This window comes from Cytobacillus oceanisediminis (genome assembly GCF_022811925.1).
GTDB classification, from domain to species: Bacteria; Bacillota; Bacilli; order Bacillales; family Cytobacillaceae; genus Cytobacillus; species Cytobacillus oceanisediminis_D.
In genome coordinates, this window is sequence record NZ_CP065511.1 from 3,325,507 (window position 1) to 3,341,353 (window position 15,847).

The following is a 15,847-nucleotide window of genomic DNA, read 5'->3' on the forward strand; positions in this document are numbered from 1 at the left end:
ATAAGGTATTTTATTTACTTTTACTAACTCATCTGATTTATCAATAGAAATGTAAAAGAGTATTTCCTTCAAATGTAAAACGATTATATTCTATTTTCACCCCACCATCTAATAATTCTAGAATGTTTTCTATATTAAGATTAAATACGAATTTTTAATGCTTAATGTTATACCATCGTCTTTATACCTAAAATGATATCTCCACCGTTACCGTTCGAGTATGCACAATTAATTTTGCTATTTCTTCATCACTCGCAATTGGGTGTATATATGTTGTATTCTTTCTATAGTTTGTACTTATTCTATTTTCAATATCTTTAACTGTTCTAAACACTAAAAATTACCTCTCTTATAATTTAGTCAATGGAATTTTAGATATACCTGTTGTTTTCAGCAAATCTCCTAAAGTAATCACTCGTTGTACTTTTCCATCATCAGTCCACAATTGATAGTTAAAATCATCTAAAGCCTCTAATTCTTCCTCGTAATAAAATATTATTTTTGATAATCACTTGGGCGAATAACAATTCTAATGTCAGTTCCTTTATACTTAGCTGGAAATATCGTTTCAGAATAACTTACATTTATCCATTCTTCTAAAGTTGATGGAAGTATATAATCTTTAATACTACTTAAATATTTAAAAACATTTTCTGTACTTCTACGTATTAATTCTTCAACATATCGTTTCATTTCTTCGGATGAAGTTATAACATGTTTTAACTGATCAATAATATCTTCTTTACTCAGTTCGGTTATTGATAATCTCTATTATCTTATCTCTATTATTAATAATTTCATCTAATTCTTCATACTTAATATTGTTTTCTTCTATTTTCTCTGCTATTTTATATCTTCTTAGATTTTCTTCTGGAGAAGATAGCATCATTCTCTTTGAATATAAATTTTCAAACCACTCTTTTGATTTTTCTGGATTTGATAGGAACCAATTAGTTAATCTATTAAATATTTTTTGAGTAGAGTCTTTTCTTTCTACCCTATCAATAGCTTCCTTACTTAAAAGTTGTGATACTTTAATATCAATTTGATCAGAGCATATTTCATTAGTCATAATTTTATTTGGGTGTTCTTCGAAATAGTGTTCAAATGAAATAATATCTTGGTTTAATAACTGTCCATTAATTTTCCCACCCAATAATGTTAAGATTTGTTTTAGTTCATTATCTATATTTTTATCTCGATAAATATTGCCGAATTGTACAAACTCATTAACTTGATTCGGTACAAATACCGACTCTACAACTTCCTCAATACCCGCATCCCTAATCCAAAGAGAGTAAACTCTATTTAACCAATCTGCATATAGAGTTTTATCTTTTAAGCAAACGACTAATTTATCAATACTTGAATCTTTAAAAATATTGTTTATCCTAGAGAATTCAACATTCTCTCCAAAAACTTCAGCCCAACCTAAGTAAGTTTCTTTAGTTGGTATTGTTAACCCGTTATAATTAGATAAAATATCCCAAAGTAAGTCCTTATGTATCCTTTTTTGTTTTTGGTATACCTATTATCACGTTACCACTATTATCTTTAAATGCTAATCGCTTTAAACCTCCCGAATGATTATGGATAGGAACAATTGCACTCTTCTCAATATGTTCTTTAATTTCTTTGTAGCTATAATCTTGAACAATTGATGAGGTGGAAGGTTTTAAAATACAAATATTAAATTCATTTCTTGTCATGTCACTTTCCGAACAATAATCTATTAATTCCTTGTATAAAGAGACAGCTACCTTTATTAATTCATAATTTACTGGATTGTTATCTCTAATAGCATTTCTATCTCTTTCTACTTCAAATAAATTTGAATTAACGATTATAGGAAAACTAAATTCTTCAGTTCCTATTAGAGGAAATTCACAGAAAATTCTTGGCATAGTTCTGGAAATTGGTAAGAAATATAACTTATCGTCTTTACGCTCAATAGCACAACCAATCGTTACATTATTTTCATTTAATATTAGCAACTCTTTAATACTATCTGAAGCGTTAATTTGAACAACTTTTAGCTTGTCATTTTATTTGAATTTATTTCTTTTCCTTTTGTAACAATTTCCATTGTATGTAATAGAGTTGATATTCTCATTAAAAGTTAATACATAAGGAATAGTCTCTTTTAAATCTACTATCCCTTCCTCTACTGCTTCTCTTATGTCATCATCCTCTATTGAATAAATGAATTTTGTATCCTCATACTTTTCTTGTAATTCCTCTAGATTTTTGCACAAGCTCTAATTGCTCTAACATTGATTTAGTTTTGTTCTTAATATCGCTATATTCATTTCCTGATCTATCAACAGTGAACTCTAATTTTGTATACTTACTATCTTTTGAATAAACGACCCTTCAATTTGTACAATCTCTGATAATAAATGAGTTGACATAAAGCCAGTTCCAAATTTGCCTGTTTTCTTTTCTTCTGAACTTTGTTTAGAGGAGATTTGTGTGATTAAATCTAATAAATTTTCAAAAGAAAACGGCATTCCATTATGACTAAATATAATTTGATTTTTAGAGTAATCAATTTTATATCTATTTTTTACCTTTCGGTGTACAGTCTGACGCATTTTGAATTAGTTCCCATATCCATCTACGTCTAATTGTCTTTTTCTATTTCTGAAGACTCTCTTATCTTTTTCAATTCATCCCAAATAGTATTAGAACTCGCGTCTAAAACCTTATTTAATAAAATCTCTTCATTAGACATAGTAATAATCAATCCTCTTTTTCTGTATTCTTCTGAATTTCCAAGTATTAATTCTTAATCATTATTTTTAGCTTTTAAAAATTTGGGTTTGTTTTCAAAACTTTTATTCATTCTTTTAAATATGACTCTGCGACTTCTACAACTAATTTTGTCTCTCCAAAAGAAGAATACTGTAATTAAAATGCACTTAATGATAATTTATGAGTTAATTCTCCTTTTCACTATCATTTAATATAGACTCTAATTCAAGCTCAAGATAAAAATTTAAAGTATATTTAAAAACATAATGCCAATTCCCTTGCTTTATCTTAAATTAGTTAAATTGTACCATATCTTCCGAATTTTATTATCAAAAAAATAGCCCTTAAATGAAAAACGAGCGCTTATTCTTGTTCAAGTATTGCACCCGATGCGTTGAAGTTTGTTATTAAAGTAAAACCTCCATTAATTGAAAAGTTGATGATAAATTTTCATAAAAGCCCATACTCCAATTACACACCAAATCAATACTATTATTGAGCCAACACCAATTTTTTGTCTTAGCATTTTTCATCATTTCTTCTACCTTAAGGTCACATTCATATATTACATTTTTTGGTATCAGCTTTAATGCACACATACCTTCTAACGGAACAATAATTATGTCATCTAAATAGCCAAGTATCGGTATAAAATCAGGTATTAATTTAATTTGACCACACGCGTATGCTACAACACATGCAGTAAAAAAGGGTGCTCTTATGGATAGTAGTTTTGGATTCCTAGTGTGAGGAGCAATTGGAAATGGCATTGACAGACTTTTGTTTGGGCAGGTGACAGATTTTATCATTCGCTCTGGGGAATTCTTAACTTGGCCGATCATGCTATTGAGATGGGCGTGTTACTGCTTATTATTTATGGAGTCGTTAGCTGGTGAAAAATAAGCACTAAATTTTCTAAAAAGTACATAGAAAAATGCAATTTTCTGTCTTTGCAGGTATTGCTCAGTTTAAGCGCGATATGTGTTATTCCGTAAAATGGCCCGATTGTTGAACAAAGAAATCCCCTACAAAAAAGATATTTTTATCAAACTTTTTTACAAATTATCAAACTTTATTATAAATTATCAAACTTTATTATAAATGAACAATAGCTGTTGCTTTAAAATAAAGTTTAATCAAAAGCATGCTACAAACGTTGATTTTATAATAAAAGAAACCCATGTATTTTGAACAAAGATTGATCAAAATGTGTGGGTTTAGTTTTACTGTCGGGTGAGGTTTTATAAAAATGATTAATCATTAACTTTTCTTGAGAATAGAATATTCTAAAGTCACCTCGCATACATACCCGATTGCTGAAAGTATAATTACCTATTAATTGTATCTATTATTTCTTTAAAATCATTCTCATACATTTCTTTAAATGATCTGCCTACTTTATCGCTCAACAACTTGATGACAAGCACAACTCAAAACCTCTACCGACGAATATGGAAACACACAAAAGGCCGCCAAAATAGGCAGCCCTGTGCGGAAATTCGAAAGGAATCTGGAAAAACTTCGATGAAAGAGAAAGCCACTAGAAGAGCCTTCCTCTGAGCTATATTATGCTAACTATTTTTTCTTTTTATATTTTTTTAGAACAAGGGTCCCAGTTTTTTTTATTCCCCTTTAAAGCCTTAATATGATTTCACAAAAAAGATGGTATCAAGTTCGGCCATTGAAGGATCCTTATGTTTTTCTTCTGTACTTAGCAGCAGTCGACCTCTTTGCTCGACGTATTGGTTGCTTATGACCGTTTCAAATTCCCTTTGGATGGCCTTCTCCTTAATGCCGGTAAAACAGAATAATTGCGTGTTGGTTTTGTTCGCAAGGGATACCATCGGTTTTACCACAAAGTCAGCACTAGCCTTACCAAATGGATTATCCAAGATGATAAATTTCCAAGCATTTTCCTTTGCATATCGTTTTTTGCGCAAGTGGTTAATCAAAGCGATAAACAAGGAAATCTGGGTGGCGTGTTTTTCCCCACCGCTCCACTTGCATACCTCGTCCCAGGTGTAATAATCATTTTTATTGAGCAACTCATTCCGATGCTTCAACGTTTTGATGATACAACGGGATGTTTCTGCATAGCAGTTGAGGATATCCACCATATTGACCCGCTTTTCAAACAGTTCATCCATCTCTTTTACAGGGGCATTCCGCTCATTCATTGCTACGAAGTCCTCGAGTAACCGTTGGATAAACCGGTCTATTTCCATCTTCGCGTCCTCAATGGATTTTTTATGCCAACTGATTTGGAACAGAGAAGTAATTTCTCCTTTTTCCTCAATTTGAGAACTCTTTGCAATTTCCATAATGTTTTTATAAACCGTTACGGCCCGGTCATACATCTGTTCCACCAATTCTCCGCTCCGCTGATCCAATTCAGCTTTTTGCAGTTCAATGCCTGCTTCTAACTCTTGAACATAGTTCATTAGATTTTCAAAGGTGCGGATGATTTCTTGATAATCTTCAATGGAACTGTCGAGTATTTTGGACAAATCAAAGGTTAACTGTAACAACTGGGTATTGTTGGTTTCACGGACATCTTCTTTGAGTTCGTCGATTTTTTTCAGTAATTCCGTTCTCTTAAGCTCCATTCCTGACTTGTGAACACCCATATCATCCCGAATGGTTCTGACATCCTGAATCGGTTTCTCCCGATTCCAATGTTCTTCCTCCAATAAATTTTGGGAGGCAGAAGCAATCAGCATATCCTTCGTCGTCTCCAAATCCTCAATTGCAGTCCGGTTACCGGATTGTTCCTTCAGTAATGCCGACTGCCGAGCCATAGACCGACCTTCGTTTGATTCGGCAACAGCCAACTCGCTTTCATACAATTCTTTCTCCGCTTTAGCATCCGTTCCGTATGGGTAAATACCCTTCTCCCCTAGTAGCTCCGCACGTGTACGATATTCGGTTTCTGCAATGGCGAGGTCTTTTCCTGAACCTTCCTTGAGAGACCTATCCTTTTCAAGCTGGTCATCCAACTCTGAGATGTTATATTCAATCTGCTCCAACAAGTATGGATCATATTCGAGCATCAATCTCTCCATTGATTCCACTGTAAATCCGTTTTTCTGAATGTCTTCCTTTGCCCGTTTGACCAATTCACTGTAATGGTTTTGGGTTGATTCCAGAATTTCCAGTTGTCTACTTTCTGAACTATATTGTTCTCGAAACGCTTTATACCTTTCAAGTGTATCCTTATACTCCACTTCTGTCGCAGGCGTTGTTTCCTCGGCCTCCGCTATTTCATAATCCTCCAGGTCCCTCTTTAGAAGGATGAAACTTTTTTGAAGCTGGGTAATTTTCTCTTGAACCGCTCCCCCTGCTGATTCCCATTCTTGGGAAGTTTGGTTAAGAGCATTTTTTATTCCCCCTAATTCCTCGAGTTGTTTTGTTAGCTGTTCCAATTCTTTCCGAGCAGCGGGAATGGATTGATACCTTTTTATAAAATCCGATAGCCTTATCGTTTCCCCAGTCAACTTTATTCGGAGTTGCTCTTTTTCGTTTCTTTGGGATTCAGCTTCTGAATAAGAAGTAGATTGAGCTTCTTTTTCTTTGTTGTACTCCGTTTTTTCTTCCCCTATTTTTCGGAGGGTATCTCGCAACTCTGTTACCCGACCTAAAAGGTCCTTGCGGGAATGAGGGGTATATTCCTTCCAAAAGTCTTTAAGGGTATGTTCAAACAATTGTAGTTCCTGTAATTTCCCCTTTATTTCTTTCCGTTTGAGGTCAAGATCGTCCCACTTTTGTTCCAACTCCACCAAATAGGATTCCCAGTCTTCGGCCTTTAAGCGCGTATTGAAATGATGGAAGATGTGGGCGGATTCACTTAGCTGGAAGGTAGCGTCCTTTTCCGGTTCCATTTCCATCTGTGACTTGTTTATCAAAATGACTGGGATGGTCAACTCTTCTTTATAATGGCCTAGAGTGGTTTTCACTTTCGTTAGCTGCACGTCCTCAACCAGGATAGAAAATGGAAGCAACGGGTTCTTCTTCAAGAGTTCTTTTTTCGAGGTATCATCCATAGTTGATTTTGTAATCCACTCCACTCCGAGTAGTACCTCGATGTCTCTCTGAACCAGGTAATCTTTGACTCTCTCTAACTCTTGGTGAATATGGTATCCTTTGTTTTCAATGATGGCACGGATTTGTCCTATCTCATCCATTTGAATGGATAACTGAGTCGCTTCATCATCGTACTGACTCTTCAAGCGGTCTAACCTGATTGCAATCAGATCCCTGTCCTCAAACAAGCTATTGCCTACTCGTACCGTGACATACTTATAGGTGCTATCAATTAAGAGTCTTTCTCTTTCAGAAAATTTGTCATAAGCAGCTTCCGCTTCATCCAAGTCTTTTCGCGTCAGTTTTTCTTTCGTGTTGCATTGTTCTAATAGCTGGTCAAGGTCATTGATCCGATTCCTGCACTGTTCCGCTTGTGCTTTATAAAACTCCTCTTCCTTAACAACAGCGCTTAGCTTTTCCTTTAAATGGTGGTGTGTGGTTTGTTCGTCCTCTTTCCAATCCTCAATCAATCCCTGTTTCAACCCTATAAGGTCTTTATCATAGGTTTCCACCTGATGTTGAAGAACCACCTGGCGTTTCCCCAGCTTTTCCATTTCCTGATTGGTCTCGGTCAAGATATCCTGAACTTTTTCCCGTTCCCTTTTAATTCTATATTGTTCCTCTTTCAAGTCCCGTTCCGCCTTTTGATTTTGCTGATACAAATAATAGAATTGGCGGGATAAGGTGTTTCGAATGTTTCCTAATTCCTTTTGCCGTTCTCCTCCCTCGAGCCGCGCTGCCTCCAATTCACTTGTCTTTTTGGCAAGCTTGGTTTGGTTCGTCTGATAATCCTGGTAGGATCTTGCCGCCAGCTGTTCTTTTTCCCTACGCTTTTCACTTTCCAGATTCGCCACAGTTTTAATGAACGTTTCCTCATCCAGTGCCGCTTTTTCTTTAGCTTCCTTATATTTCTTTTCAAGAAGGAACACATCATACGAACGAATTTTCCAATCCAGCTCCTCTTTCGTATCTGCCAGCCTTATTAATTCGGAGACAATACCCTCTAATTCCAAGGCATTGGCTTGGGAACTTTCCAAAAGCGTGAAATACAGTCTGGATAATAGCGTTTGGGACTCAATCAGGGATTGTTTGAGTGCATTGTAATCTTTGCAAACCTGTATAATACCGCCCGCGTTATTATTGATCACTCCATAATCCTGCAGATTTTTCCTCATTTTAGGAAGTTCCATCAAACTATCCTTATATTCGCGGAAAGATTCTTTGAAGGAATACCTTTCCTTTTCATCCGGATACAAGCTCTCCAGTACGGACGGTATTATGAGCTTTTCCAATAGCCTTTGGGTCGTATTGACCTTACCAAAGAAGTCCGTTACCCCGCCCTCCGAACTGTTGACCAATGAGATATTTTTCCATTCGGTAGAAAGGATGTTATAGGATTCCAATTCCTCTTGATAACGGGTGTTGGTGGGAGGCAGATTGACCCCTTTCGACTTTTTCAGTTTTTCTCTTAGCACGTTGTAATTGGCCACTTTACGGTCGATGATAAAAGGGAGGTCCTCTATCCGGTATGCCCCTTCAAATTCATATTCAATGATGTAATTGAAATATTGGTATTCATCCTTTGAATCTGCAGTTTTCTTCCCAGTATTTTCGAAGCAAAAGCCGGTCACAAAGGGAAAGCGCTGTTCATCGTCGTGTACCCATTCTGCCGCAATGTGAATGGTTTGGCCAACCGGAACCATTTCTTTCATACTTCTTTCACCCATCTGATGATTAGGCAAAATCAACTGGTGGATAAACTGGATGATGCTTGATTTTCCTCCGCCATTTTCTAATAAAAAGAGACTGCTCCCCCCGTACAGGTGAAAGGTCTTATCGGTGATAATCTTATTCTTGTCATCTAATCGGATATTGGACAATCGCACTTTATTGACTCTCGGCATAATCAGGCACCCTCTCATTCACTTCATTCAACAGACTTTTAATCTCATTGATCCGGCTCTCTTGATGATAATAGTGGTCGATAATGTGTTTCATTTTTTCCGTCATTACAATTTCTTGTTCTTCCTTCAACACAAGCATTTTTTCTTTCTCCAGAAAGCCGAGCGCTTTTAATAGAAAACCATAATCCATCGTCCGTGCTTTCCTCAATTCTTTGACTTTATCCGTTACTTCCGAAAGGTTGTGCCATTCATTCAGCAAATAAGGGATATTCAATTCATATCGATAAGCTAATTCCAGCTGTTCCTCTTCCGGAATTTGGCTGAATTTGCCCATCCATTCTTTGGCTTTGTTTAAAATATCGTCCACTTTCACAAAGGAACGGGTCTCACCTGTCAGCAAAAATTGGTCGCCGTAAAACTCCGATATGACAAGCATCCAGATAAACTGTGCCAAGTACAGTTCTTTATTGTCACGAAACTTCCCTTTTTCTCTGAGTTCCTCGTTGGTATAACTGAAAGCATCATTGTGTACTTCCGGAACAAAATAGAGCGTATCCTCCACTTTCACAATGATGGCCTGGTCAATCGGCAAAAACACACGTTGCAGGACTTCGCGAATATCCGGGTCTGAATACAGACGGAACAGATCGGCATCCTTCTTTTTCTTTATTTCCCCTTTGATCATTAACTGTTGGTGCAGTTGATAGGCTTTGATCAGCACATCTTCTTCATAAATCATTCCATTTCATCCTTCCGTCGTATGACATAATCCGTGATGATGGTGCCGTCCAAAAAGGTATAGGTTTTGTCGGTTTCATACATCTCAAATTCCTGTATTTCGAGCAGCCCTCGATGTTCTCTTGTCATTTCACACAATAACTGGGTTTCCCGGGTATCCCATATCAATTCCTCTTCGCTTATGAGTTCCAATTTTTTGTAATCGCTTTGATGCAAGGCAATGCTTAGCTCCAGGAACCGTTGTTGATGTTTTTCCTCCAAGTCGACATACGCCTTGAAATTGGTTTTCCTTAGACTTACTAAACCATCAGATACAAAATAAAATTCCTTATCGACCAAGGGAAGAAGTATGAATTTAAGAAGTTCTTTATCCAGTGCAAATTCTTGTTTTTCCCTCAATTCAGCGAGTTGGTTTTGTTTTTGCGCCTCTTCTTCATCTAGTTCAATGATTTCTTCCTCCAAATCTTCAGTCTTCCTCCGAATCGTTTGTGGAGCAAAAGCGAGGAGCGGATTATACGCCTTTGGCACTTTGATGGGCATTATAGGTTTTAAAATTTTCCCGATTTTTTCTTCCGTGATTTTTTTCTCAACCCAGTTTTCCAAAATCTCCTGTTCAAAATGAAAATGTCTCGAAAAGGCATTTTCTATTAATCTTTGAATGGAGTTAGTCAACATGGTAAGCAGCCTGAATTTTTTTGCGAACAACCTTTCATGTCTCGGTGCAGCATGCTGCAATAGCCTGTCTATTTCTAGAACAACATCATAGTTTTTGGTTCCCTTTTTATCCAATACACCGTTGATATAATTCATTTTGACCCGATCAACGTTTTCCTGCAGGTCGGCGATTTGTTCTCTTTCGTTTTTTGTTTGTTCATAGGATCGCTGAAGTCGTGTCTCCATTTCCTTTTGGTTAAAGGCAGATAGCACGTTTCGCTTAATCCTTTCCCCGTACTCATCCATCGCCCGGATTTGGGTGTCAATTTGGAACAACAACTCTTTCGCAATGCTTAAAACTTGTGAGTAAGCACCCTTTTCCAACTGTTGTTTAAAATATAATAAAGTAATAGAGATTTGCATCTCAGAAAAGTACTCTTTCGTTTTAAACAGTAATTCAATTCCTTTATCGGATAGGCGAAGTTTTACTTCTTTATTGGTGTGGTCGGCATAGGTCCAGTTGTCATATTCAATTAATTTAAACCGAACATATTGGATTTCTTTTTTCTGATAGTCCATATAGTCGTAGATAAAGTCTTGGCCGTTATTCCGCAGCTTTTCATCCACAATATAGTTTCTCAGTTCATTAATTTCCTCATGAGTATAGGCTTCCTGATACATCTCGTTCATTAATTGACTTAAAAACTGATTCAACTGATCGTTCGTTACATTTCCACGTTCGGTTAGCATCTTCTCTAACATAAACAGTAAGACACCAAACCCTATTTCCATTAGGTCTAAATCTTTAAACTTTGGATTTTTGCCTTGGTTTAACTCATAGACCGGCAAGAAAAGCACTAAGTTTTGGTAGCGTTCATTCATCCCTTCAAACAGTTTTTTCAATTCCATTCGAAAGCCCCCTTAACACCTCTATACTTAATGACTCTTGCGGTATATATTGATCCTCTTTCAGGTACCGTAGATAAGACTGTTGTTCCTCTTTATCAAAGTTGCTCAAAAAACGGGTAATGGCCTCCTCGTTCCATTCCTGGTCCTTCTTGACCTTGCCGTCTTTTCTCCGTTTCCACATTTCCCTGTAAAATGAGGTCATTAGATTAATTTCCCTATCACACAAAGACTGCACCCGGCAGAATATGCTGATGCCTGTTGGGTCAAAATCCCCGAAATAATAGATCGGTGTTTCCACCGGAACTTGCAATTCATCCATATAGTCTATGGAGCGGGTAATCTTGTTCCCTTCTCCGTACACCAACATAGAAAATCGAATTCCATTCCACGAATAAATCCCTTCTTTAAATAACTTTTTCAAGCTAAAAAAAGTGTCCTTGTTTTCCACGATTAAAATGGAGTTGTTTTCAGCCTGTGTTACGCTGTAGTAAAAAAAGGGTTCATACGTAAAGTAGCAGCATAAGTCCTGGTATGTGATGCCGATATTGGCTAGAATCCTTTTTCCTTTTTTGCTGAATAACAATTTTTCATCCCCAAACAATTGGTAGGACCGTTCATTTACAGACAATACCGGTACACTTTTCCTTTTATTCGTCAGGAATTGGCTAATAGCCATTAATTGACTCTTTTCCTTTTTATATTGATCCGGCCTATTTAAATAATAGGTCATTGATATACTGGTATGATAATTGGTCAACATTTCGTCTTTCAGATGGTCATTTTTTGCCTTTTGTTTTATTTTTTCATATCGATTTAGAATACGGCTATCCATTGAATAGGATTTGGATGATTTTATTGGTTTTACTTTTCCTTCATCCACAAGGTCCAGAATGATATTAGCCATTTCTTTATAAAACAGTGGTGTTCTTAACCCCTCATTTTTCAAATATAATTCGAGCTCCATTACTTCAAATCGTAGTTTTTTTAAATTTGCTATATATTGTTCGATGGTTATTTTCATCTTTGCCTTCTCCACCTTCCACATCTCCTATAATGCCTAATATGAGCATGTTTTCACAGGTAAATAACAAGCTACGGATATATAGACCTAAATATATTCCAAATTTTCACACCCGCACTACCAATTATAAACAATTGTTCTTCTGAATGCCCACATTTATCTGAGTGATTGTTTTGATAGAATAATTTATTAATAATGAAATCTATGATGAATATGGGATAGTAATGCAAGATGCTAGTCGTACTTCAACTATCTATATCATTTATTGTCCTTGGTGTGGTACTAAGTGAAATAGCTCGAAAAGGAGATTATGGTTGGAGTCTCTAGAAAAATTAGGGTATAGTAATCCGTTTAGGCAAAATATACCTAAAAACATATGTCTGGTGAGTTGTACAAGGATAAAAGTATATTATATAAATAATTTTTATGATTTAATGGTTTTTAACTTAACTATTGAACTCCTAACAGTATTTCAAGTTTGGGGGCGATGTTTATAGAGAACATCACCCTAACGCTAACGGGTGCTTTAACACTATAAAAAATAAAATTAAAAAGCCTAAAATATGCAAGTTTTTATAAAAACTAGCATATTTTGGCTTTTCTGACTTCAAAATAGGTACTTCTATTTTCTGCATTTTTCATTTGCCAATTACATACCTTATTAAGCAAAGATATTAAAAAATATATTCCTGTAGGAACGGATTTGAAACTTTTTTTTCATCAGTAACAAATGTGACACTGTACCTTGCTCTTGTTAATGCAACATAAAATCCAGCCTTAGTTTTACTTACAGCTTCCACATTTCCCGTTTTTAAATATTTATTGATAGGTCCGTTGCATAATATGAGTACCCGGTCAAATGTTAACCCTTTTGATTTTCCAAAATTTAAGGCATGAAGATTACCTGGTATTTTTGTCACTTTATTATAACGAAGGATTTTTGGTGAATACATCTCTACATAACTTTGAACATCTTTTGTACGGATAAAAAACAAACCATCATGTCCAGTAACGTTATCATTCAAAGAAATTGTTTTCGGCATATCCGGATAGAGTGAATCAGCCATGTCACAAATAAGTTGATTGCTTCTTCGACATTCTTGCCTATATTCTATCAGACATAATTCTTCTAACTCCCAATTTTTGAATAACTCAAAAATGTGTTCACCTTTAAATTTTTTATTTTTTCTTGCGTTATTAGTGAAATATGTTGCTTGACGATTATCTCCAACCATTATTGTTTTTATGTTGGAGGTAAGCAATAAATACAGTAAATCCAAATCTGGACCTGCAAGATCTTGAATTTCGTCTATCATTATAATATCGTATAATCCTTCTAATCTACTAATAACAGCACCTTTTGATTCCTTATTAACACGACAAATAAAGTCACAAATCTTATCAGTGTAGATACGGTTTCCTGATTTAAAATAGTATCTTTCAATATCGCTTTTTGCAATCCATTGGGAAGATTGACCAGAAACAAATTCAATATTTTCGATTCTTTTTTTGTCATATAATACATTTTGATAGGGTCTGACACACTCATGCAATAAGAATGAAAACCAGGTTTGAATCTTTACATTGGTGGGAATATAGCCTAATTCCTGAAAGAATTTCTTTCTAATTTCCTCCGAATTATCGATTGTAAAAGTTGTAATTAAAATACGTTCTTTCCCATTCATAATAGCTGTTTTTACTAATTCGGTTGTTTTTCCAGACCCAGCTGCAGCAATAATTATTTTATTATTTAATTGCATCTTGTATATACTCCGGTATTTTAAGGTCTTCGTTTGTATCGAAAAGCATCATTGCACAGTCGCTCTTATTTTTTTCCATGTATTTCATCATTTCGGATTTACTTTTTTTCTTTGTTCCAAAGATTCTATTTAATAAATCCAGGTCATTATATAGACATATTTGGGGTTCTAATGTTGGATAATCAGTGTTCTTACCATAACAAATCTTAATAGTTGGATGGTCATCTAAATATGTTTTATATTTCTTATTAATGTTTTGCTCAATATCTCCATCATTGTCTGTAACTACCACCACATTTTTTCCTAGCATGTCAGCAATTTCAAGAAATCTTTTAAACGAAAGTCCTCTCACGGTTATGACATCAATTCCATGTTCAATCGGCAAACATTTATGCTTAAGTAAATAGGCTTTTTGAACAATTAATTCATCTGATGGACCCTCGACTAAAATAGCTCTTTTTGACAATAAAAGTCTTAACGTATCATAACCTGGAAGTTTTTTAAAATATTCGTATGTATCTTCATTCAACTCTTTTAAATTCATATGTTTTTGTTCATTTAATAAAATCACTTTATCCAATCCTAGCTTATTTAGAACATAAGTGCTGTGGGTCGTAACCAATATTTGTTTTCCTTCACACTTTTTATTTATTTCACTTATTAATTTGCTCATGTTAGTAAAGGACAAGTGGTTTTCCGGTTCTTCGATTAGTATAATTTGAGCTTCTTTTGCCCGTGTTTCTAGTGCAAGTTTCAACTTAACAGCATTTTGTTCCCCTTTACCAATTAAGTCAAAAGGAATATCATCCAAATATGCTGTTAAATTTGATTCCCAGCCATTCTTCTGTGAAATATCTAATGAAACCTTTAGTTCTTTGTCCGATATTTCTCCTGTTTTAAGTGAAAGGTTTTCATTTAAATCCAAAATTGATGGTATTTCCGAGAACCTTTCTTTTAAGCTCCTATAGTTTAATGTTAGAGCAACTCGGTCTTTTAGTTCTAGCGTATCGCCAATTACATTTGATACATATCTTGTAGCACCATACATTGCACTGCTTTTCGTTGTATCAATTAATAAACATTTAACCGGAACACTTCTTGATGTGATCTGATTATATGCGAATGAAAACCAATTTACTTTGTAATACTCGACCGGGACGGTTTTAATTTGTTCCGAATCCTTTATGTATTGTTTGTATTCCTCTGCATATTCTTCATCAAACTCAATGGAAAGGCTAATACCACAATAATCTTCTCTTCGTGAATTATTTGTTCCTTTTAAATTAATGGTTTGTTCTGTTTCCTTTAAATAGACTTCAATTAATATCTTTGGTGGTTCAGCGTTCTGACGATTAATTATTCTTGAAATATAATCAGCTACTGCTGCATGATTAAAAATATATGGATTTAATTCATTGTAAATACTTTTACCATTCAGATTGCCACTCATTGCTAGATTAATAGCTTCAAGTATAGTTGATTTACCCTGTTCATTGTTTCCGACAATAATGTTCATAGATTCATTAAGTGGCATAAACAGTTCTTGGATTGATTTGAAATTTTTAATTAAGATTTTTTCTATCAATTGCTACACCCCATTAATTTATTAATACCATTTAGTAATCCCACTTTATATTTAGAAGATTGTTCCAATTAGTAATTATACATTATTTTACTAACTTATCAGATTTTGTTGAAAAATTTAAGAAAAATGACACCAATAAAATTTTTGAATTGTAAGATTAAAAAAATTAATAGAATTGGTTATAAAAGAAAATCATGAAAAAGGGGATAGCACATGAAGTTTTCGAATGCTTTTATAGAAATGGATACATATATTCGAACAAATTTACATTCAATCTCATGTAAAGAAATTTTCAAATCAAAAAGACTTTTACAGCATTGTTGAAACATTAAGTGGAAGTACAGCGAACCTAACGGGTATTACAGAATTACTAGTTTTTAGATTTCTTTATCATGCCCTAGGGATGACCTCAAGAGTAGAAAATAAATCAGTACGTGATATT

Annotated in this window: 12 protein-coding genes; 2 read left to right on the forward strand and 10 right to left on the reverse strand. The window is 34.8% G+C overall.

What is annotated here, in order from left to right; all coding sequences use genetic code 11:
* Positions 1 to 742: 742 nt before the first annotated feature.
* The 4 genes from IRB79_RS16775 to IRB79_RS16790 form a co-directional block, all read right to left on the reverse strand.
* Positions 743 to 1,156, reverse strand: a complete 414-nt coding sequence (locus IRB79_RS16775; RefSeq protein WP_243503566.1) for a hypothetical protein — start codon at positions 1,154 to 1,156, stop codon at positions 743 to 745.
* Between the two features lie 343 nt (positions 1,157 to 1,499).
* Positions 1,500 to 1,994 (reverse strand): hypothetical protein, encoded by a 495-nt coding sequence (locus IRB79_RS16780; protein WP_243503568.1) that lies wholly within the window; start codon positions 1,992 to 1,994, stop codon positions 1,500 to 1,502.
* Positions 1,995 to 2,333: 339 nt separating this feature from the next.
* A complete protein-coding gene (locus tag IRB79_RS16785) occupies positions 2,334 to 2,594 on the reverse strand; it encodes a sacsin N-terminal ATP-binding-like domain-containing protein (protein ID WP_243503569.1) in 261 nt (86 codons plus the stop codon).
* 567 nt (positions 2,595 to 3,161) lie between these two features.
* Entirely contained in the window at positions 3,162 to 3,524 is a 363-nt protein-coding gene (locus IRB79_RS16790) for a YkvA family protein (RefSeq protein WP_243503570.1), read from the reverse strand.
* A gap of 22 nt (positions 3,525 to 3,546) precedes the next feature.
* On the opposite strand from IRB79_RS16790, the gene IRB79_RS28170 reads away from it, so the two are divergent.
* Positions 3,547 to 3,657, forward strand: coding sequence for a hypothetical protein (locus IRB79_RS28170; protein ID WP_347815359.1), 111 nt, complete (start codon positions 3,547 to 3,549; stop codon positions 3,655 to 3,657).
* A 737-nt stretch (positions 3,658 to 4,394) separates the two neighbouring features.
* Here IRB79_RS28170 and IRB79_RS16795 read toward each other — a convergent pair.
* Genes IRB79_RS16795 through IRB79_RS16810 form a run of 4 tightly spaced genes read right to left on the reverse strand, consistent with a single transcriptional unit; the run spans position 4,395 to position 12,075 of the window.
* Positions 4,395 to 8,738, reverse strand: coding sequence for a coiled-coil domain-containing protein (locus IRB79_RS16795; protein ID WP_243503571.1), 4,344 nt, complete (start codon positions 8,736 to 8,738; stop codon positions 4,395 to 4,397).
* Entirely contained in the window at positions 8,722 to 9,477 is a 756-nt protein-coding gene (locus tag IRB79_RS16800; RefSeq protein ID WP_243503572.1) for a DUF6063 family protein, read from the reverse strand. The genes IRB79_RS16795 and IRB79_RS16800 overlap by 17 nt, the downstream gene beginning before the upstream one ends.
* Positions 9,474 to 11,039, reverse strand: coding sequence for a hypothetical protein (locus IRB79_RS16805; RefSeq protein ID WP_243503573.1), 1,566 nt, complete (start codon positions 11,037 to 11,039; stop codon positions 9,474 to 9,476). Before IRB79_RS16805 ends, IRB79_RS16800 begins: the two co-directional genes overlap by 4 nt.
* Entirely contained in the window at positions 11,017 to 12,075 is a 1,059-nt protein-coding gene (locus IRB79_RS16810; protein ID WP_243503574.1) for a Wadjet anti-phage system protein JetD domain-containing protein, read from the reverse strand. The genes IRB79_RS16805 and IRB79_RS16810 overlap by 23 nt, the downstream gene beginning before the upstream one ends.
* A gap of 209 nt (positions 12,076 to 12,284) precedes the next feature.
* Between IRB79_RS16810 and IRB79_RS28235 the strand changes: the two genes are divergently transcribed.
* Positions 12,285 to 12,350: a hypothetical protein gene (locus IRB79_RS28235; RefSeq protein ID WP_431833441.1), complete on the forward strand. Its 66-nt coding sequence runs from the start codon at positions 12,285 to 12,287 to the stop codon at positions 12,348 to 12,350.
* Between the two features lie 384 nt (positions 12,351 to 12,734).
* On the opposite strand, the gene IRB79_RS16815 is transcribed toward IRB79_RS28235, so the two are convergent.
* Positions 12,735 to 13,820, reverse strand: a complete 1,086-nt coding sequence (locus IRB79_RS16815) for a UvrD-helicase domain-containing protein (RefSeq protein ID WP_243503575.1) — start codon at positions 13,818 to 13,820, stop codon at positions 12,735 to 12,737.
* Complete coding sequence (locus IRB79_RS16820; protein WP_243503576.1) at positions 13,807 to 15,405, reverse strand: ATP-dependent nuclease; 1,599 nt, start codon at positions 15,403 to 15,405, stop codon at positions 13,807 to 13,809. The genes IRB79_RS16815 and IRB79_RS16820 overlap by 14 nt, the downstream gene beginning before the upstream one ends.
* Positions 15,406 to 15,847: the final 442 nt, after the last annotated feature.

Excerpts from the sequence above, each read along its gene's own strand:
- IRB79_RS16785 (WP_243503569.1), bottom strand. The coding sequence starts at position 2,594 with ATGCGTCAGACTGTACACCGAAAGGTAAAAAATAGATATAAAATTGAT.
- IRB79_RS16790 (WP_243503570.1), bottom strand. The coding sequence starts at position 3,524 with ATGCCATTTCCAATTGCTCCTCACACTAGGAATCCAAAACTACTATCC.
- IRB79_RS16795 (WP_243503571.1), bottom strand. The coding sequence starts at position 8,738 with ATGCCGAGAGTCAATAAAGTGCGATTGTCCAATATCCGATTAGATGAC.
- IRB79_RS16800 (WP_243503572.1), bottom strand. The coding sequence starts at position 9,477 with ATGATTTATGAAGAAGATGTGCTGATCAAAGCCTATCAACTGCACCAA.
- IRB79_RS16805 (WP_243503573.1), bottom strand. The coding sequence starts at position 11,039 with ATGGAATTGAAAAAACTGTTTGAAGGGATGAATGAACGCTACCAAAAC.
- IRB79_RS16815 (WP_243503575.1), bottom strand. The coding sequence starts at position 13,820 with ATGCAATTAAATAATAAAATAATTATTGCTGCAGCTGGGTCTGGAAAA.